At 73.1% G+C, this 16,003-nt stretch carries 18 protein-coding genes and 1 riboswitch; of the genes, 12 read left to right on the top strand and 6 right to left on the bottom strand.

The window, feature by feature from the left end:
* Positions 1–43 precede the first annotated feature (43 nt).
* Positions 44–183: riboswitch (cobalamin riboswitch) on the bottom strand.
* A gap of 192 nt (positions 184–375) precedes the next feature.
* Entirely contained in the window at positions 376–612 is a 237-nt protein-coding gene (locus tag KUM03_RS38725) for a DUF397 domain-containing protein (RefSeq protein WP_308406468.1), read from the top strand.
* 271 nt (positions 613–883) lie between these two features.
* Here the strand turns inward: KUM03_RS38725 and KUM03_RS32595 are convergent, their stop codons facing one another.
* The 4 genes from KUM03_RS32595 to KUM03_RS32580 form a co-directional block, all read right to left on the bottom strand.
* Positions 884–1,384: a hypothetical protein gene (locus tag KUM03_RS32595; RefSeq protein ID WP_217254178.1), complete on the bottom strand. Its 501-nt coding sequence runs from the start codon at positions 1,382–1,384 to the stop codon at positions 884–886.
* A gap of 41 nt (positions 1,385–1,425) precedes the next feature.
* Positions 1,426–2,283 (bottom strand): helix-turn-helix transcriptional regulator, encoded by an 858-nt coding sequence (locus KUM03_RS32590; RefSeq protein ID WP_217254177.1) that lies wholly within the window; start codon positions 2,281–2,283, stop codon positions 1,426–1,428.
* Between the two features lie 438 nt (positions 2,284–2,721).
* Positions 2,722–2,943 carry a hypothetical protein gene (locus KUM03_RS32585; RefSeq protein ID WP_217254176.1) on the bottom strand — a complete coding sequence of 74 codons (222 nt, stop codon included), beginning with the start codon at positions 2,941–2,943 and terminating at the stop codon, positions 2,722–2,724.
* Between the two features lie 34 nt (positions 2,944–2,977).
* Positions 2,978–4,219, bottom strand: a complete 1,242-nt coding sequence (locus KUM03_RS32580) for an inorganic phosphate transporter (protein WP_217254175.1) — start codon at positions 4,217–4,219, stop codon at positions 2,978–2,980.
* Positions 4,220–4,443: 224 nt separating this feature from the next.
* Between KUM03_RS32580 and KUM03_RS32575 the strand changes: the two genes are divergently transcribed.
* The 3 genes from KUM03_RS32575 (at position 4,444) to KUM03_RS32565 (ending at position 8,397) form a co-directional block, all read left to right on the top strand.
* Positions 4,444–5,139, top strand: a complete 696-nt coding sequence (locus KUM03_RS32575; RefSeq protein ID WP_217254174.1) for a class II aldolase/adducin family protein — start codon at positions 4,444–4,446, stop codon at positions 5,137–5,139.
* A gap of 88 nt (positions 5,140–5,227) precedes the next feature.
* On the top strand, positions 5,228–6,355 hold the full coding sequence (locus KUM03_RS32570; RefSeq protein ID WP_217254173.1) for an alpha/beta fold hydrolase: 1,128 nt from the start codon (positions 5,228–5,230) through the stop codon (positions 6,353–6,355).
* 620 nt (positions 6,356–6,975) lie between these two features.
* Positions 6,976–8,397, top strand: coding sequence for a hypothetical protein (locus KUM03_RS32565; protein WP_217254172.1), 1,422 nt, complete (start codon positions 6,976–6,978; stop codon positions 8,395–8,397).
* A 28-nt stretch (positions 8,398–8,425) separates the two neighbouring features.
* Here the strand turns inward: KUM03_RS32565 and KUM03_RS32560 are convergent, their stop codons facing one another.
* A complete protein-coding gene (locus tag KUM03_RS32560; protein WP_217254287.1) occupies positions 8,426–8,830 on the bottom strand; it encodes a VOC family protein in 405 nt (134 codons plus the stop codon).
* A gap of 332 nt (positions 8,831–9,162) precedes the next feature.
* On the opposite strand from KUM03_RS32560, the gene KUM03_RS32555 reads away from it, so the two are divergent.
* From KUM03_RS32555 to KUM03_RS32545, 3 genes are all read left to right on the top strand, one after another.
* Positions 9,163–10,761 carry an ABC-F family ATP-binding cassette domain-containing protein gene (locus KUM03_RS32555; protein ID WP_217254171.1) on the top strand — a complete coding sequence of 533 codons (1,599 nt, stop codon included), beginning with the start codon at positions 9,163–9,165 and terminating at the stop codon, positions 10,759–10,761.
* 335 nt (positions 10,762–11,096) lie between these two features.
* Positions 11,097–11,318 (top strand): helix-turn-helix domain-containing protein, encoded by a 222-nt coding sequence (locus KUM03_RS32550; RefSeq protein WP_003976983.1) that lies wholly within the window; start codon positions 11,097–11,099, stop codon positions 11,316–11,318.
* Positions 11,319–11,477: 159 nt separating this feature from the next.
* Complete coding sequence (locus KUM03_RS32545; RefSeq protein WP_217254170.1) at positions 11,478–12,281, top strand: enoyl-CoA hydratase/isomerase family protein; 804 nt, start codon at positions 11,478–11,480, stop codon at positions 12,279–12,281.
* Between the two features lie 125 nt (positions 12,282–12,406).
* Here the strand turns inward: KUM03_RS32545 and KUM03_RS32540 are convergent, their stop codons facing one another.
* Complete coding sequence (locus tag KUM03_RS32540; RefSeq protein WP_217254169.1) at positions 12,407–13,135, bottom strand: nucleopolyhedrovirus P10 family protein; 729 nt, start codon at positions 13,133–13,135, stop codon at positions 12,407–12,409.
* An 89-nt stretch (positions 13,136–13,224) separates the two neighbouring features.
* Between KUM03_RS32540 and KUM03_RS32535 the strand changes: the two genes are divergently transcribed.
* Genes KUM03_RS32535 through amaP form a run of 5 tightly spaced genes read left to right on the top strand, consistent with a single transcriptional unit; the run spans position 13,225 to position 15,571 of the window.
* Positions 13,225–13,692, top strand: coding sequence for an Asp23/Gls24 family envelope stress response protein (locus KUM03_RS32535; RefSeq protein WP_217254168.1), 468 nt, complete (start codon positions 13,225–13,227; stop codon positions 13,690–13,692).
* Positions 13,693–13,750: 58 nt separating this feature from the next.
* The gene (locus tag KUM03_RS32530; protein ID WP_073721406.1) at positions 13,751–13,936 is read left to right on the top strand and encodes a hypothetical protein; all 186 of its coding nucleotides are present in this window, start codon (positions 13,751–13,753) and stop codon (positions 13,934–13,936) included.
* Positions 13,933–14,316 carry a hypothetical protein gene (locus KUM03_RS32525; RefSeq protein WP_217254167.1) on the top strand — a complete coding sequence of 128 codons (384 nt, stop codon included), beginning with the start codon at positions 13,933–13,935 and terminating at the stop codon, positions 14,314–14,316. Before KUM03_RS32530 ends, KUM03_RS32525 begins: the two co-directional genes overlap by 4 nt.
* Positions 14,313–14,987, top strand: coding sequence for a DUF6286 domain-containing protein (locus KUM03_RS32520; protein ID WP_217254166.1), 675 nt, complete (start codon positions 14,313–14,315; stop codon positions 14,985–14,987). Before KUM03_RS32525 ends, KUM03_RS32520 begins: the two co-directional genes overlap by 4 nt.
* Positions 14,984–15,571, top strand: coding sequence for an alkaline shock response membrane anchor protein AmaP (amaP, locus tag KUM03_RS32515; RefSeq protein ID WP_217254165.1), 588 nt, complete (start codon positions 14,984–14,986; stop codon positions 15,569–15,571). Before KUM03_RS32520 ends, amaP begins: the two co-directional genes overlap by 4 nt.
* The last annotated feature ends 432 nt before the right edge of the window (positions 15,572–16,003 follow it).

Here is a 16,003-nt window from a genome sequence, read left to right as displayed (position 1 = left end):
CGCGCATGGCGATAGGTCCTCACTCAGGGTGTCCGCGCCCTGGTTAGAAGAGAACGGCGGTGGGAGTTCCTGGCTCCCGGGGATCGCTCCCCGGTCACAGTGGCGGGACCGCGCCGGATTCACACCGGGCTTCCTCTCCAGCCGCCGCATTGGCTCCGGCAGTCCACCACGCCCCGCGAACACCCGTCAACTTGCCGTTGACCTGCGAGGCCGGGTGTGCTGAGGCCCACACCGTCGATAGTTGGCCATGCCCGCGACATCGGCGCTTTCTGGGCTCTTCCCCGGCGGCCGGGCTGGGAAGACTGGAGAGGACGGCAGCGCGTGTACGCGGGCGGGTGGCAGCGGTCGGGCGGCGGGTGAGGGTGCCGGGGCCGCGTGACGGCCGGTGGGCCGGAGGAGGTTGGTGTGATCGGAAGTGAACTGTCGGAGCACACGTGGTTCAAGAGCAGCTATTCCGGCAATACGACTGAGTGCTTAGAGATGGCTGCCGGGGGTGGCCAAGTGCTGATACGTGACTCGAAGCAACGTCGACACGCTGTGCTCGCCTTTCGTCACGCGTCGTGGTGTGGTTTTCTGGCGGGGCTTGTGGACCCGGATTCGCGCGGCGCCTGACCGCCGCGCGGGGGGACGGGAGGTACACGCATGGCAGACCGAACCAAGGGGACCGCTTCCGCGCGTCCGGGGTGGCCCGGCACGCGTGGGCACCGGATGACCGGGGCGGTTCCGCTGGCACTCTTCTGCTCGGTGGTGGGGGTCCTCGCCGTCGGGCTGGGTGCATTGGCGGCGTTCCTGGCGCCGAGCGGTGCGGCGCGCGGCACGGTGTGGCTGGTGGTGACCGCCGCGGTGGCCGTGGGCGCGGGGCTGTGGTGGGGGCTCACTCCCGTCACGGACCGCCTCCGCGTTCTGAACCGCGCTCTGACGGCCGTGGAGCCTCGGCGGCGCCACCACTGACGGGCTGGGCGGGCGCCGACGCGGCTCGGCCGCGCAGCGCCCTGCCGAGTCCGGCGCCCAGGGCGGTGAGGAGGGCCGCGCCGAAGGCGCCGATGGCTGCGGTGGTGAGGGGGGACGCGGAGCCGTGCGGCAGGCTGGGCGCGACTCGTGTGGCCAGGGCGATGCTGAACAGCAGGACGCTGCCGCACGCCGTGCCCAGCAGGAGACGGGCGGAAATCAGCCGGATCTCCCCGGCCACCCGGGCGTTCTCCACGTCGATGAGGGCCTCGGCCCATTCGGGTCGCTGCATGGCGTACGCCTTGAGCGTGCAGTCGTCGAGCGGGGGAGGGCCCTGTTCCGCGTCGCCGGATCCCCCCGGCGGGTCGGCGGTGGGACCGGTGCCGGCCGGCGCGCGCCACCGCTGCCACCACGCTCGTACTCCGAAGACCGTCATGGGGCCTCCCCCGTCTCGTGCCGGGCCGTCCCGGCCCGGATTCAGCTGTCGGCCAGGCTCTCCCTGACCTCGTCGAGCAACTCGATCACCTGAGCGCCGGCGTACGCCTTTTCGCTGATGTCCTCGAAGCACTCCTGGTGGCGGGCGGTGAGTCCGAGGTCGTCACGGCTGGACAGGCCGCCGCCCGGGCCTTCGAGGTACAACAGGTCGTCGTCGTCCTTGAACTCGAGCAGGATGAAGGACGTGGAGACGCCGAAGTGAGCGCCTGCGGAGAAGGGCAGGACGCGGATGGTGAGCCTGGGGTGCGCCGTCAGGGACTTGAGGTGGTCCAGCTGCCGCCGCATCACCGCCGGGCCCCCGATCTGGCGCCGCAGGGCCGCCTCGTCGAGGACGATGTCGATCTCCGGGCCGTCGTCGCTGTCGAAGAAGCGCTCCTGGCGGGTGATGCGCAGCTCCACCTGCGGGCGCACCCGTGCTTCTTCGGTCAGCGTGGACATCAGCGCCGTGGCGTAGTCCTCCGTCTGCACCAGACCGGGCAACACCACCGGGTTGTACATGCGGATCGCGTCCGCAGAGCCCTCGTAGCCCAGGTAGAGGGCGTACGCGGGCGAGACAACCTCGCTGTACTGCACCCACCACGACACTCCCTTCGAGCCGCGGGCGGCCTCCTCCAGCTCCTCGACCCGAGCGGGGTCCGTGACCCCGTACAGCTGGAGCAGGGCCCTGAGGTCGGTGACGCTGAGGCTGACCGTGCCCTTCTCGATCCGGATCAGTTTGGAGAGTGACCATTCCAGCTGCTGCACGGCATCCCGTTGGGTCAGTCCGGCCTGATCGCGGGCTTTGCGCAGCTCGATTCGCAGCCTTCGTCGGTTGAGGCTCGGATCGATGTCCCTGGCCATGGTGCTCCCTGCCACATGTCGTCGTTGACCGGTCGGGTCGCCACCGTCGAAATAACAACTCTCGTTGAGGATAGGTTAGTTCGACACTGGCGACCAGAGGTGGTCAGTATGACATGTGTCTTTCCGGCAGGGTCGCCTCGCTAGCCCGAACGCTGACGAAGCCCCGCGAAATGACATCAAAGGGATGTGCCTTCTGAGGAGAAAGTTGCTCGTGTGGCAGGACCGGAGCAGTGGGTTCTCCGTCGGCTCCTGTAGGTCGGCGAAAATTCACAAGCGGAAGCCGTCACGCGCGGTTGACGGTGGGATTCCCTCCCAGGGGGTCACCGGAGCCGCAAGAGGCACCCGTCGCCGGTGTTGTCGGTGGAACGGGAACCGCCCTGCCCGGAGGCCGGTGGAGACCGGGTCCGGACAGGGCGGGTGAGTATGTGCGGGTGCGGCTCAGGCGACGATCAGGTAGATGCCGTACGCCACCGCCGCCGCGCAGGCCGCGAAGCACGCGTACGCGCCGGTGACCGCGAGGCCCGCGGAGCCTCCCTCGGCGGCGGCCCGCTCCTGGCGGGAGAGGCCGACGATGCCGAGGGTGAACAGGCCCACCAGGGCCACGGTGGCCACGAGGCTGACCCCGAAGACGGAGCCGAGAGCTGCCCAGTCGATGCTCATGGAGGTTCGTTTCCTTCGTGCCCGGGGCGCGGGCTCAGACGGTGGTGGTGGCCGAGGGGGCCTTGGATTCGGACGCGGAGGACGCGCCGGCGGCCGCCGGCTCCTCGGTCACGCCCGCCGGGGGCGGGGTCACGGCGGCCATCGCCTGGGTCACCACGCCGGACTGCTCGGGCTCGTCGGCGTCGATGACGTTGGTGTGGTCGACGACCTCACGCCGGGAGAGCTTCCAGATGGCGGCGCTGGAGCCGACCAGGAAGACCGCGACCAGGGCGGTGCCCCAGTCACCCAGTCCGCAGACCCACTCGGCGATCGCGGCGACCAGGGCCGCGGCCGGCAGGGTCAGGCCCCAGGCGACGAACATCCGGGTGGCCGTGGACCAGCGGACCACGCCGCCCTTGCGGCCGAGGCCCGCGCCCATCACCGCGCCGGAGACCGAGTGGGTGGTGGAGAGGGAGAAGCCGAGGTGCGAGGAGGCCAGGATGACCGTCGCGGCGCTGGTCTGGGCGGCGAAGCCCTGCTGCGGCTGGAGGTCGGTCAGGCCCTTGCCCATGGTGCGGATGATGCGCCAGCCGCCGAGGTAGGTGCCGAGCGCGATGGCGATGCCCGCGGACAGGATGACCCACATGGGCGGGTCGGAGTCGGGGGCGAGCGAGCCGCCGGCGACCAGGGCGAGGGTGATGATGCCCATCGTCTTCTGGGCGTCGTTGGTGCCGTGCGCCAGCGAGACGAGGCCGGCGGAGGCGATCTGCCCGGCGCGGTAGCCCTTCGCGGCGGCCTTGCCGTCGGCCTTGCGGCCGAGTTTGTACGTCAGGCGTGCGCCGAGCATCGCCGCGAGGCCCGCGACGAGCGGGGCGGCGATCGCGGGGATCAGCACCTTGGTGACGAGCGCGTCGCCGTTGACCGCGCCGACGCCCGCCGAAGCGACCGCGGCACCGATCAGACCGCCCATGAGGGCGTGGGAGGAGCTGGACGGGAGTCCGACCAGCCAGGTCAGCAGGTTCCAGAGGATCGCGCCGACCAGGGCGGCGAAGATGACCTCGGGACGGATGCCGGTCTCGTCCACGAGACCCTTGGAGATCGTGTTGGCGACCTCCACGGAGAGGAAGGCGCCGACAAGGTTGAGGACGGCGGACATCGCCACCGCCACCTTGGGCTTGAGCGCACCGGTCGAAATGGTCGTTGCCATCGCGTTGGCGGTGTCGTGGAAACCGTTCGTGAAATCGAACGCGAGAGCGGTCACCACCACAATCGCGAGGATCAGCGAGAAGCTTTCCATTTACCCAGGCAATCGTTCGAGGTCATTGGCTGGACGAACGTAGGTAACCATGGTGAACGGAAGATGAACTGAGCAGGGCGCCACGGTGACCGGAACCGGCGCCACCGCCTCCCTCCGCGTGTCCGCCCCGATGCTCTCCGGAGACGTGCCTGGCAGGATCGCCGCGACGCCGGTCGGGCGGCGGTCGAAACGGGCCCGGAGCGGGCGGGGAGGAGACGGTGACTGTGACGTATTCGCGGGCCGGACGGGCGGCCGGACAAGCGGAACCGGAAGAGGAACGGGACCGGAGGGCGGCCTGGGAGGCGCTCGTCGCCACGGCCCGGCGGACGGTGACGGACGGGCTGGTGGTCGGCACCTCGGGCAACGTCTCGGTACGCGTCGGCGACACGGTGCTGGTCACCCCTTCGGGTGTGCCGTACGACCGTCTGGCCCCCGGGGACGTCACCGGCGTCGACCTCGACGGCCGGCAGGTGCTCGGCACCCTCGTCCCCACCAGCGAGCTGCCCATGCACCTCGCCGTCTACCGCGCCACCGACGCCCGCGCCGTCGTCCACACCCACGCCGTGCACGCCACGGCCGTCTCACTCCTCGTCCCCGAACTCCCGCCGGTCCACTACATGACCGCGGCACTCGGCGGCCCCGTCCGCGTCGCCCCCTACGCGACCTACGGCACCGACGAACTGGCCCGCCACATGCTCGACGCCCTCACCGACCGCACCGGCTGCCTCCTCCAGAACCACGGCACCCTCACCTACGGCGCCTCCCTCGACCAGGCGTACGACCGCACCGCCCAGCTGGAGTGGATGTGCCGGCTGTGGCTGACGGCCTCCTCGGTGCCCGGCCGGTCGCCTTCCCTGCTGACCGAGGAGCAGCTGGCCGAGGTGGCGGACCGGCTGCGCGGGTACGGGCAGCGGACCTGACCCCCGGCACGGGCCCGTTGATCCGAACGGGCCCGCCCGCCCGCCGTCCCGGTGGCTTACTCCGCGGCCCCCCGGGAAACTGAAAGGCGTGCGCATCCTCCCCGCGACGGCCGCCGCCGTCACCGCAGCCCTGGCCGCAGGGGCGGCGAGCGTCGCCGCCGGACGGCTCGCCAGCGACGCCGCGCTCAAGGCGCCGCCCGGCCGGCCCCTGCCCACCGAACCGCGGCTCACCGTGCACGGCACCGCCGCCGGACAGATCACCCTCACCCGGGACCTGGCCGCGCTGCGCCCCGGCCGCTACGGCCTCGCCGGCGACGGCTCCCACGCGGTCGTCGGCCCGGTCCTCGGCACGGCCGACCACGACGCCGACACCGTCGTACGCCGCCTCGAACGCGTCACGCACGGCACCCTCACGACCGGCGACCGCGCCTGGTTCACGCCGAACCTGTACGTCGGCAACCCGGGCACCGCCCTCGACCTCGAGTTCGCCGACGTCGAGGTCCCCGGCGAACTCGGGCCGCTCCCGGCCTGGTTCCTGCCCGGGTCCCGGCCGACCTGGGTCATCGCCGTGCACGGCCTGGCCGCCACCCGCGAGCACGCCCTGAACCTCATCGCACCCCTGCAGCGCCGCAGCGTCCCGGTGCTCGCCCTCGCCTACCGCGGCGACGTCGGCGCCCCGTCCTCGCCGGACGGCCTGCACCACTTCGGCGAGACCGAGTGGCGCGACGTGGACGCGGCCGTCCGCTACGCCGTCGACCACGGCGCCCGCCAGGTCGTCCTGCTCGGCTGGTCCACCGGCGCCACCATGGCCCTGCGCACCGCCGCGCTGTCCGGCGTGCGTGAGCGCATCGCGGGGCTCGTACTCGACTCCCCGGTCCTCAGCTGGGAGACCACCCTGCGCGCCCTGGCCGCCGCCCGCCGCACCCCGGGCGCGCTCCTGCCGCTCGCCGTCCGCGCCGCCCAGGGCCGCGCCGGCCTGCACGCCGACCACGACGCGGGGACCGCCGGCCTCTACCGCCCGGCGGTCCCGACCCTGATCTTCCACGGCCCCGACGACGCGGTCTCCCCCTGGCGCCTCTCCCGCCGCCTCGCCGACACCCACCCCCGCCTGGTCGCCCTGCACCCCGTCAAGGGCGCCCCGCACGGCGCCATGTGGAACGCCGACCCCGACGACTACGAAGAGACACTGCGCCGCTTCATGACCCCACTGGTGTGACCCCGGCGTTCTCCGCACCGGTCGCCTCCGACGATCCGCACCGGACGTACTGGCGCGCGTCCGTGCCGGTATCTCCCTCCACCCCGTTCCATGTGCTTTCCCCGGCGGACCCGTGCGGCGCGCCTCCGATGGCCCTGCCGGCCCCGCCGCCGCCCCCCTGCCAGCCGCCCCCGGGCGGCCTCCGGCCGGGGGCTGCCGGTGGGGGCCCGCCCCTTGAGTGCCCGGCGGCGCGCGTGCCGTGTCCTGGCGGCCCCGTGCCCCCTGCTCCGTACCGGCTTGCTCCGGTACACGTCCCGGTCAGGAGCCTCCGTCGGGCCTGTGCCGTGGTCTCCGCCGGGCCAGTCGCGTACCGCCGGTGGCCCTCGTCATCCGCTCCGGATCCGCTCCGGGCGGTCCCCGGCCGGCGTCTCCGACGGACCCGCCCCGTGCCTACCCGGCGACGCGAGCCGTGTGGCCCGGCGGACCCCCGCCCACCCTGCTCCCTACCGGTTCCGTTTAATGCCGTACCGGTGGCTTGATCGTGCCCTGGATGGCGTTCCAGGCCGGTACGTCCCCGGCGTCGGACGGTGGTCGTCGCATTCCGTTTGGGTTTTCGGACGGTCAACCGGAAGACTGCACCCGTGACGTCCCGTATCCCGCGCGACTCCAGGCTCCGACTCGTCCGCCCGCGACCCCTGGCCGCCGCCCCTCAAGCGATGACCCAGCGGCGTCCGCGCCGCGCCGCGCCACGGCCCCCGGAGGGCACTCCCGCCCGGTCGGAGCTGGCCAGAATGGCGCGCTCCGGTCTGGCCGACGCGGCCCGCGTCGCCCGCTGGGCCGACACCGCACTCGGCCGCGGCAGCGCGACCGCCGACGGCAAGGCCACCCTCTCCGACGCGACCGCCGACCGCGCGGCCCGGGAGCTGGGCCTGACCCCGGCCGAGGTCCGCGCCGACTGGGACACCGCCCGTCTCGCCGGCCTGGTCGAGGTGCACGGCGACAGTGCTCGCCCCGGCTGGCGGCTGCGCGCCTGGAACCGTGACGACAGCGCCGTGCTGCGCGGCTGGGTCGCCCTCTTCGACGCCTGGTCGCTCGCCCACCCGGAGCCCGCCGGGCACGAGCCCGCCGCCGTGGCCGAGGTCATCTCCGCGATGCCGCAGGTGCTCTCCTTCCTCCAGCTGTCCGCCGGACCCGTTCCGGTGGCGCAGCTCCTGGACCTGCTGGAGCAGCGCGTCACCGAACTGCGCACCGAGCGCTGCGAGGTGCCCTACGGCCCCCGGCTCGAGCCGGGAACCCCGCAGCCCTCCGAGGCCGCCCCGGCCCCCGAAGCCGCCCCCGGCACTCCGCTCGCCCCCCTCCTCGACTGGGCCCTGCACGCCCTGGCCTCCGTCGGCGCCCTCACCTGCGGCGACGGTCACGCCACGCTCACCCCGCTCGGCAGCTGGGCGGTCTGGGTCAAACTGGAGCAGATCTGCGTCGCCGCGCAGAGCCCCGCCGGCAACATCGAGCAGCCGGCCGAGGACATGCTCCGCGGCTGCGGCCGGCTCCGCCCGAACGCCGCCCGAGCCGAGTACCGCGCCTGGCTCGCCGCCCGCCCCGTCGGCAGCGCCGTCGCCGAGCTGATCGGTGCCGCCCGCGGCGAGGACGCCCTGCTGCGCGGCCTCGCCTTCGACGCGCTCCGGGTCGTCGGTGCCCCCGCCGAGCCCGACGTCCGCGCCGTCGTCGACGAGCCGACGCTGCGGCCCTACGCCCTCCTGTGGCTGGCCGAGCACGACGGCGCCGACCCCGAGGACGCCCACCACGTCCTCACCCGCCGGGAGGCCACCTGGCTGTGGGTCGACACCGCCGCCGCCGTCGCCGACCACGGGGAGGCCCCGCTGCTCGTGCGCCACCTGGAGTCCGCGGTGCAGCCCACCGTCCCGGCCCTGCTCGACGAGGTACGAGCGGTCGGGCACCCGCGCACCGTGCAGGTCCTGGTCGCGCTCGCCGCCGCACACCCCGACCCCGCCCTGGCCAAGGCCGTGCGCCGGGCGGCGTTCCAGGTGCACACCGGAGGCGGCTGAGGGGCGGCCGGAGGGCGTCGGCCCGGGTTCAGGCGCGGATCTCCGGAGCGTAGGTACCGAAGCTCCAGATGTTCCCCTCCAGGTCCCGGGCCATGTAGTCCCGCGAGCCGTAGTCCTGGTCGGTCGGGGGCATCAGGATCTCCGCGCCGTGCTCCACCGCCCGGCGGTGGTGGGCGTCGACGTCGTCCACCACGACGTACACCCCCGTCGTCCCGGCGTTCTTCATCGCCTCGTCGAAGCGGCTGCCCGTGCCCTTCGAGCCGAGCATGACCGCGCCGTTGCCCTGGGCCAGCTCGGCGTGAGCCACCGAGCCGTCCTCGCCCTCGTACACGGCGAGTTCCGTGAAGCCGAAGGCCTGGGTGAGCTGGCGGACCGCCGCCTTGGCGTCCGCGTACAGCAGCGTCGGGTAGACGCTGGGACGGCCGCCGTCCATGCCTGCCATGCCGATCACTCCCTTGTGAGCCGGTGTCGGAGGCCGGACGCCGCGAAGACCCCGAGGCCCGGGGAACCCCGGGAAGCCTCAGGAGGCCTGTGAAGTCCCGGAATCCAGCCCTGTGGCCAGTCTGGCACCGCCCACTGACAACACCCCGGACCAGCGCATCCGAACAGCGGAGCCCCGAACAGGGGGCCGCTGACGGCCGGACCCGGGAAAAGTGCTTGCACGGCCCCGTTAGACTGGCCCCATGGCCATTCTCCTCGCGCATTAGACGGCGGGAACGTCCTCCAGCCGCCCGTCCCGCCACCCACCCGCCCAGGAGTCTGACCGTGATCTCCGCCTCCGGCATCGAGCTGCGCGCCGGTGCCCGCGTCCTCATCGAAAGCGCCACCTTCCGCGTCGCCAAGGGCGACCGCATCGGCCTGGTCGGCCGCAACGGCGCCGGCAAGACCACCCTCACCAAGGTCCTCGCCGGCGAGGGCCAGCCCGCCGGCGGCACCGTCACCCGCTCCGGCGAGGTCGGCTACCTCCCGCAGGACCCGCGCACCGGCGACCTCGACGTGCTCGCCCGCGACCGCATCCTCTCCGCCCGCGGCCTGGACGTACTGATCCGCAAGATGCGCGAGAACGAGCAGCGCATCGCCAACGGCCAGGGCGCCACCCGCGACAAGGCCCTGCGGCAGTACGAGCGCCAGGAGACCGAGTTCCTCACCAAGGGCGGGTACGCCGCCGAGGCCGAGGCCGCCACCATCGCCGCCGCGCTGAACCTGCCCGACCGGGTGCTCGGCCAGCCCCTGCACACGCTCTCCGGCGGTCAGCGCCGACGCATCGAGCTGGCCCGCATCCTGTTCTCGGACGCGGACACCCTGCTGCTCGACGAGCCGACCAACCACCTCGACGCCGACTCGATCATCTGGCTGCGCGACTACCTGAAGACCTACCGCGGCGGCTTCATCGTGATCTCCCACGACGTCGAGCTGGTCGAGACGGTCGTCAACAAGGTGTTCTACCTGGACGCCAACCGCTCGCAGATCGACGTCTACAACATGGGCTGGAAGCTTTACCAGCAGCAGCGCGAGGCCGACGAGAAGCGCCGCAAGCGCGAGCGCGCCAACGCCGAGAAGAAGGCCGCCGCCCTGCACTCGCAGGCCGACAAGATGCGCGCCAAGGCCACCAAGACGGTCGCCGCGCAGAACATGGCCCGCCGCGCGGACAAGCTGCTCTCCGGCCTGGAGGCGGTCCGCCAGTCCGACAAGGTCGCCAAGCTCCGCTTCCCCGAGCCCTCGCCCTGCGGCAAGACCCCGCTGACCGCCGAGGGCCTGTCCAAGTCGTACGGCTCCCTGGAGATCTTCACCGACGTCGACCTGGCCATCGACAAGGGCTCCCGGGTCGTCATCCTGGGCCTCAACGGCGCGGGCAAGACCACCCTGCTCCGCCTCCTCGGCGGCGTCGAGAAGCCCGACACCGGCCAGGTGGTCGAGGGCCACGGCCTCAAGCTCGGTTACTACGCGCAGGAGCACGAGACCCTCGACCCCGAGCGCACCGTCCTGGAGAACATGCGCTCGGCCAACCCTGACCTGGACCTGGTCGAGGTCCGCAAGACCCTGGGCTCGTTCCTGTTCTCCGGCGACGACGTCGACAAACCGGCCGGTGTCCTGTCCGGCGGCGAGAAGACCCGCCTGGCGCTCGCCACCCTGGTGGTGTCGTCGGCCAACGTGCTGCTGCTCGACGAGCCCACCAACAACCTCGACCCGGCCAGCCGCGAGGAGATCCTCGGCGCGCTGCGCACCTACAAGGGCGCGGTCGTCCTGGTCACCCACGACGAGGGCGCCGTCGAGGCGCTGCAGCCGGAGCGGATCATTCTGCTTCCGGACGGCGTCGAGGACCTCTGGGGCGCCGACTACGCGGATCTCGTCGCCCTGGCTTGATCGAATGGATGATCCACTGGGTATGGATCATTCAGTCGATCCGTGATCCACCATCTGTGTGAGATCTCCTCATCACGAGGTGTGTCCTACACGGATTTCGCGGCCGGACCCGCCATCGCGTGGGGTCCGGCCGCGACGCCTTTCTGACCTGGAACTTCGTGGAGAAACCCGTTCGGGTGTACGGACGCGATTCTCTGGAATCTCGCATTCCGTATGTGGGGACCCGCTCCTGTCGTCACAACCTTGTCTCATCGACCTTGCCGAATGGGTGGCCATCAGGGCCGGAAGGGGTGATCATGAGGAGACCAGAGCGCACTTCCCATGAGGAGGCACGGGTGGCCGAGACTCTGAAGAAGGGCAGCCGGGTGACCGGCGCCGCGCGCGACAAGCTCGCGGCAGACCTGAAGAAGAAGTACGACGCCGGTGCAAGCATCCGGGCGTTGGCCGAGGAAACCGGCCGCTCGTATGGCTTCGTGCACCGCATGCTCAGTGAGTCGGGCGTCACGCTCCGAGGGCGTGGCGGGGCTACCCGGGGCAAGAAGGCCACATCGGCCTGACGTTCCGGGCGACCCCTCGGCTTTCGAAAGTGAAGGTGGTCACCCGGTCGGTCGTCGGACCGTCCGGGTGGTTACTGTGCAGTCACTTAGCTCCCTCGTCGCACGGCGTGCAAGCCGGCGTACGACGGGGACGACGACCGCACCTTTCGGAGGCGCCCCATGGCTTCGCCCGCCCACGACCCCGGTCCCGCACTCGACAAGGACGGGGTGCGGCTCACCGTCGACGACGCGATCGCCACGGTGACACTGGCCAACCCGGCCAAGCGCAACGCGCAGAGCCCCGCTCTGTGGCGGGCGCTCACCGAGGCCGGCCGGCTGCTGCCGGGTTCCGTCCGGGTCGTGGTGCTGCGTGCCGAGGGCAAGTCCTTCTCGGCCGGGCTCGACCGGCAGGCGTTCACGCCCGAGGGCTTCGACGGCGAACCGTCGTTCATCGACCTCGCGCGGGGCGACGACGCCGAGCTGGACGCGACCATCACCGAGTACCAGGAGGCGTTCACCTGGTGGCGGCGCAGCGACATCCTGTCGATCGCCGCCGTGCAGGGGCACGCCATCGGGGCGGGCTTCCAGCTGGCCCTCGCCTGTGACCTGCGAGTCGTCGCTGACGACGTGCAGTTCGCCATGCGCGAGACCAGTCTCGGCCTGGTGCCGGACCTGACGGGCACGCACCCTCTGGTGTCCCTGGTCGGCTACGCCCGCGCGCTGGAGATCTGCGCGACGGGCCGCTTCGTCATGGCCGAGGAGGCCGTGAACACCGGGCTGGCCAACCTCGCCGTGCCCGCGGACCAGCTCGACGGTGCCGTCCACGACCTGGCCTCCGCCGTGCTCGCCGCGCCGCGCGACGCCATCATCGAGACCAAGGCGCTCCTCCAGGGCGCCCTCAGCCGCGACTACGAGGCCCAGCGCGCCGCCGAACGCGCCGCCCAGGGCCGCCGTCTGCGCGACCTGGCCGGGCTCGGGGAGTGACCGGGAACACCGGCGGGTCGGAGTAGGCGCTCGCTGGTCGGCCGGTTGGCCGGTTCGCAGGTCTGTCGGGCTGTCGGTTCGCTGGTCCGTTGGTCCGCCGGTCCGTCGCCGGTCCGCCGGTCCGGTCAGTCGACCGCCGTCACCAGTACCGCCACCGAGGGGCGGTCCGGCAGGGCCTCGGACACCGCCGTGCGCACCTGCCGGGCCACCTCCACCGCGTGGTGCCCGGCGTGCACGGCCAGTTCCACCCGGACGTGACGGCGCGGCAGGGCGGACTCCCGCGACAGCTCCGCGATGTCCACCGGACGGCCCAGCGTGGCCGTCAGCCGGGACACGCCCGGGACCGCCAGCGCCACGTCCGCCACGCGACCCGCCTCGCCCTCCCCCCGGCTGGCGGCGCCGCCCGGCCCCGGTTCGCGGCCCGGTGCCGGAGCCGGTTCCGCGACCGGCCCCGCAGCCGTCTCCAGCAGGGCCGTCGCCCGCAGATCCACGTCCGTCACCGTCAGGCCCAGCCCGCGCGCCGCCGCCGCCAGCGCGGCACGCAGCCGGGCGGCCGTCACCGGCAGCGGCTCCGCCGCCGTCGCCGCGAAGTCGGCCGTCACCCGCAGCGGCCCGGGCGGCAGGGCACTCGGCGGTGCCGGCACCACCGGTTCCCGCGCGTCACCCGGATCGGCGGCTGCCACGCGCAGACCGTCCGGGCGTACACCCGCCACGGCCCCGGCAGCGGCCAGCAGCACTTCGCGCACCGCCCGCTCGGCGATCCACGCGCCGTCCCGCGGCCCGCCCAGCGGCAGCAGCCTGCCGAGCCCCAACTGTTCCCGCACCGCCCGCGCCCACCGGTCCGCCGTCGTCATTGCTCCACCCTGCCGCATCCCCGGCGCGCGATCGCGCAACCTTGCTTACGGTGGTCGAAGAAGGACGGACCGGGAAAGGAACTGCGGCGATGAGTGACCTGACGGAGAAGGACACGCCCGAGACCGGGGCCCAGCGAGCACAAGGCGTCCGGCGCGGCGGGGGAGCCCCCGGCGAGCGGGGCCGCACCACCATCGCCGACGGCGTCGTGGAGAAGATCACCGGAATGGCGGCACGCGACGTCGCCGGTGTGCACGCCATGGGCAGCGGCATGTCGCGCACCTTCGGCGCCGTGCGCGACCGGGTGCCGGGCGGGACCAAGTCGGGGGTGACGCGCGGCGTCAAGGCCGAGGTCGGCGAGAAGCAGACCGCCCTCGATCTCGAGATCGTCGTCGAATACGGCGTGTCGATCTCGGATGTGGCCCGCGACGTGCGGGAGAACGTGGTGGCGGCGGTGGAGCGGATGACCGGCCTCGAGGTCGTCGAGGTGAACATCGCGGTCAGCGACGTGAAACTGCCCGACGAGGAGGACGAGGAGCCGGAGCCTCGGATCAAGTGACATCAAGCGACAGCACGTGACAGCAAATGACGCGGACGCGGACTGAGGGGAGCGCACCATGAGCATGGCCGTGGTCGGCCTGATCGCCGGCATGGCGCTGGGTTTCGCCGGGTACTTCGGCGGCTTCGGGGCCTTCGTGCTGGTGGCGGCCCTGGGAGCCGTCGGCTTCGTCGTGGGCCGCCTGCTGGAGGGGGACATGGACCTCGGTGACTTCTTCCGCTCCCGCGACGACCGGCGGCGGTGACCGGCGTGAGCGGTGGGGCCGGTGAGCTCCTCGAACCCCTGACCGGCGTGCCGCCGGGCGAGCGCGGTGCCACGCGGATCGCCGACCGGGTCGTCGCCAAGGTCGCCGCGCGGGCGGCGCGCGAGGCGGTCGGCCCGCTCCACCCGGACGCGGCACGCCCGTACGCCACCGTCGCGGTCCATCACGACACCGCCCGAGTCCGGGTCCACCTCGAACTGGACTACCCGTGCGACATCGGCGCCCGCTGCGGGCAGGTGCGTCACCAAGTCGTCCAGCGGGTACGCGCGTTGGTGGGCATGGCGGTGCCGGAGGTCGCCGTCCAGGTGGAGCGGCTGCACCTGGCGGCGGAGTACGGCGCGAAGCAGGGGAGGGCGCGATGAGCGAGCCCCAGGGCGCCGAGGGCACGGAGGGCAGCACCCGGCGGCTGTCCGTCATGGAGCCCGGCACGGAACAGGAGACACCCGGCGGCGGATCGCCACCGGCGCCCGGACCCGGCACCGCCGACGGACGGGCCGGCCGCTTCTGGTCGGTACGCCGCGTCCCCGCGGGCATCGTCGCGCTGCTGCTCCTGCTCGTCGCGGGAGCCTTCCTCTACGACATCGTCGCCGTACGCACCGGCCGCTCGGCCCTGGGCTGGCGCCGCGACCTGGCCCGGCAACTGGCCGAGCAGCCCCTCGACGACACGTGGGTCCTGGTCGGCGCGGGAGTCGCCGCGGCCCTCGGGCTCTGGCTGCTGCTCCTGGCCCTCACACCCGGCCTGCGCAAGGTGCTGCCGATGCGGCGCACCCTGCCGGACGTACGCGCCGGGCTCCACCGGGACGCCGCCGCGACGGTGCTGCGCGACCGGGCCATGGAGGTCGCCGGGGTGCAGGCGGCGCGCGTGCGGCTGCGCCGCCGCAAGGCACGCGTGCGCGCGCTGGCGCACTTCCGGGAACTGGACGACGTACGGACCGATCTGGACGGCGTGCTCGACGACGCGGTGCGCGGGCTGGGGCTGGCCCGGCCGCCCGCTGTGTCGGTCAGGGTGGCGCGCCCCGGGAAGAAGGGGTGAGGGCGGTGCTGAGAACCGTAGACCGGGTGCTCCTGGGGCTGGTGGGCCTCATCCTGCTCGCCCTCGGCGGCTCCGTGCTGGCCATCGGCTTCGGCGCCCCCGCGCCCTCCTGGTGGCTCCGCCAGGGGCCGCACGACGTGCTGCTCAGCACCGCCGAGCGGACCAGGTGGCGGGAGGCCGACTGGTGGTGGCCGGTCGTCATCGCCGCGCTCGCCGTTCTCCTGCTGCTCGCCCTGTGGTGGCTGGTGGCCGTGGTGCGCCGCCGCCGGCTCACCGAGGTGCTCGTCGACACTGGTGACGGCGAGGGCGCGGCACTGCGCGGCCGGGCCCTGGAGGCCGTCATCGCCCAGGAGGCCGACCGCGTGGACGGGGTCGAACGGGCCAGGGTCCGGCTCACCGGCCGCCGCGCCTCCCCGGCCGCCCGCGTCCGCCTCCTCCTCGCCCCCCACGTCGACCCCGGCACCGCCCTGGACGACCTCACCACCCGCGCCCTGACCCACGCCCGCACCTCGGCGAACCTCGCGGCCCTCCCGGCCGAGGTCCAGCTCCGGGGCGTCAAGCACGGGGCCGAGCGGGTCAGCTGACCGCCGCGAGCCCGGGGGCCGTGCCCCATGGTTCCGGGCTGCCCACCGCCATGAGGAACGTCCGCGGAGGGGCACTCGGCGGTACGTCCCGACCGCCGCCGTGGACCCCGCCCATCGGCGGCGGACCGGGGCAACGGCCGGAAGGAATTCCCGCCGAGGGTGCCCGGTCCCGTCGCGGCGGTACGCGCCGACTGCCGCCGCGTGGATTCCGCCCGTCGGCGGCGGACCGGGGCAACGGCCGGAAGGAATTCCCGCCGAGGGTGCCCGGTCCCGTCGCGGCGGTACGCGCCGACTGCCGCCGCGTGGATTCCGCCCGTCGGCGGCGGACCGGGGCGTCGACCGGAAGGGATTTCCGCCAAGGGTGCTCGGTCGTCTCGCGGCGGTACGTGTCGACCGGCGCCGCGCGGACTCCGCCCACCTGCGGCGGACCGG

This window comes from Streptomyces sp. AC602_WCS936 (assembly GCF_019049125.1).
In the GTDB taxonomy this organism is placed as follows: Bacteria; Actinomycetota; Actinomycetes; order Streptomycetales; family Streptomycetaceae; genus Streptomyces.
This window is presented reverse-complemented; position numbering and strand designations above follow the sequence as displayed.

Coding starts and splice junctions, on each gene's coding strand:
- KUM03_RS32595 (WP_217254178.1), bottom strand. CDS start 1,384: ATGACGGTCTTCGGAGTACGAGCGTGGTGGCAGCGGTGGCGCGCGCCG.
- KUM03_RS32590 (WP_217254177.1), bottom strand. CDS start 2,283: ATGGCCAGGGACATCGATCCGAGCCTCAACCGACGAAGGCTGCGAATC.
- KUM03_RS32585 (WP_217254176.1), bottom strand. CDS start 2,943: ATGAGCATCGACTGGGCAGCTCTCGGCTCCGTCTTCGGGGTCAGCCTC.
- KUM03_RS32580 (WP_217254175.1), bottom strand. CDS start 4,219: ATGGAAAGCTTCTCGCTGATCCTCGCGATTGTGGTGGTGACCGCTCTC.
- KUM03_RS32560 (WP_217254287.1), bottom strand. CDS start 8,830: ATGGACGGCGGCCGTCCCAGCGTCTACCCGACGCTGCTGTACGCGGAC.
- KUM03_RS32545 (WP_217254170.1), top strand. CDS start 11,478: ATGGCTTCGCCCGCCCACGACCCCGGTCCCGCACTCGACAAGGACGGG.
- KUM03_RS32540 (WP_217254169.1), bottom strand. CDS start 13,135: ATGACGACGGCGGACCGGTGGGCGCGGGCGGTGCGGGAACAGTTGGGG.
- KUM03_RS32535 (WP_217254168.1), top strand. CDS start 13,225: ATGAGTGACCTGACGGAGAAGGACACGCCCGAGACCGGGGCCCAGCGA.
- KUM03_RS32530 (WP_073721406.1), top strand. CDS start 13,751: ATGAGCATGGCCGTGGTCGGCCTGATCGCCGGCATGGCGCTGGGTTTC.
- KUM03_RS32520 (WP_217254166.1), top strand. CDS start 14,313: ATGAGCGAGCCCCAGGGCGCCGAGGGCACGGAGGGCAGCACCCGGCGG.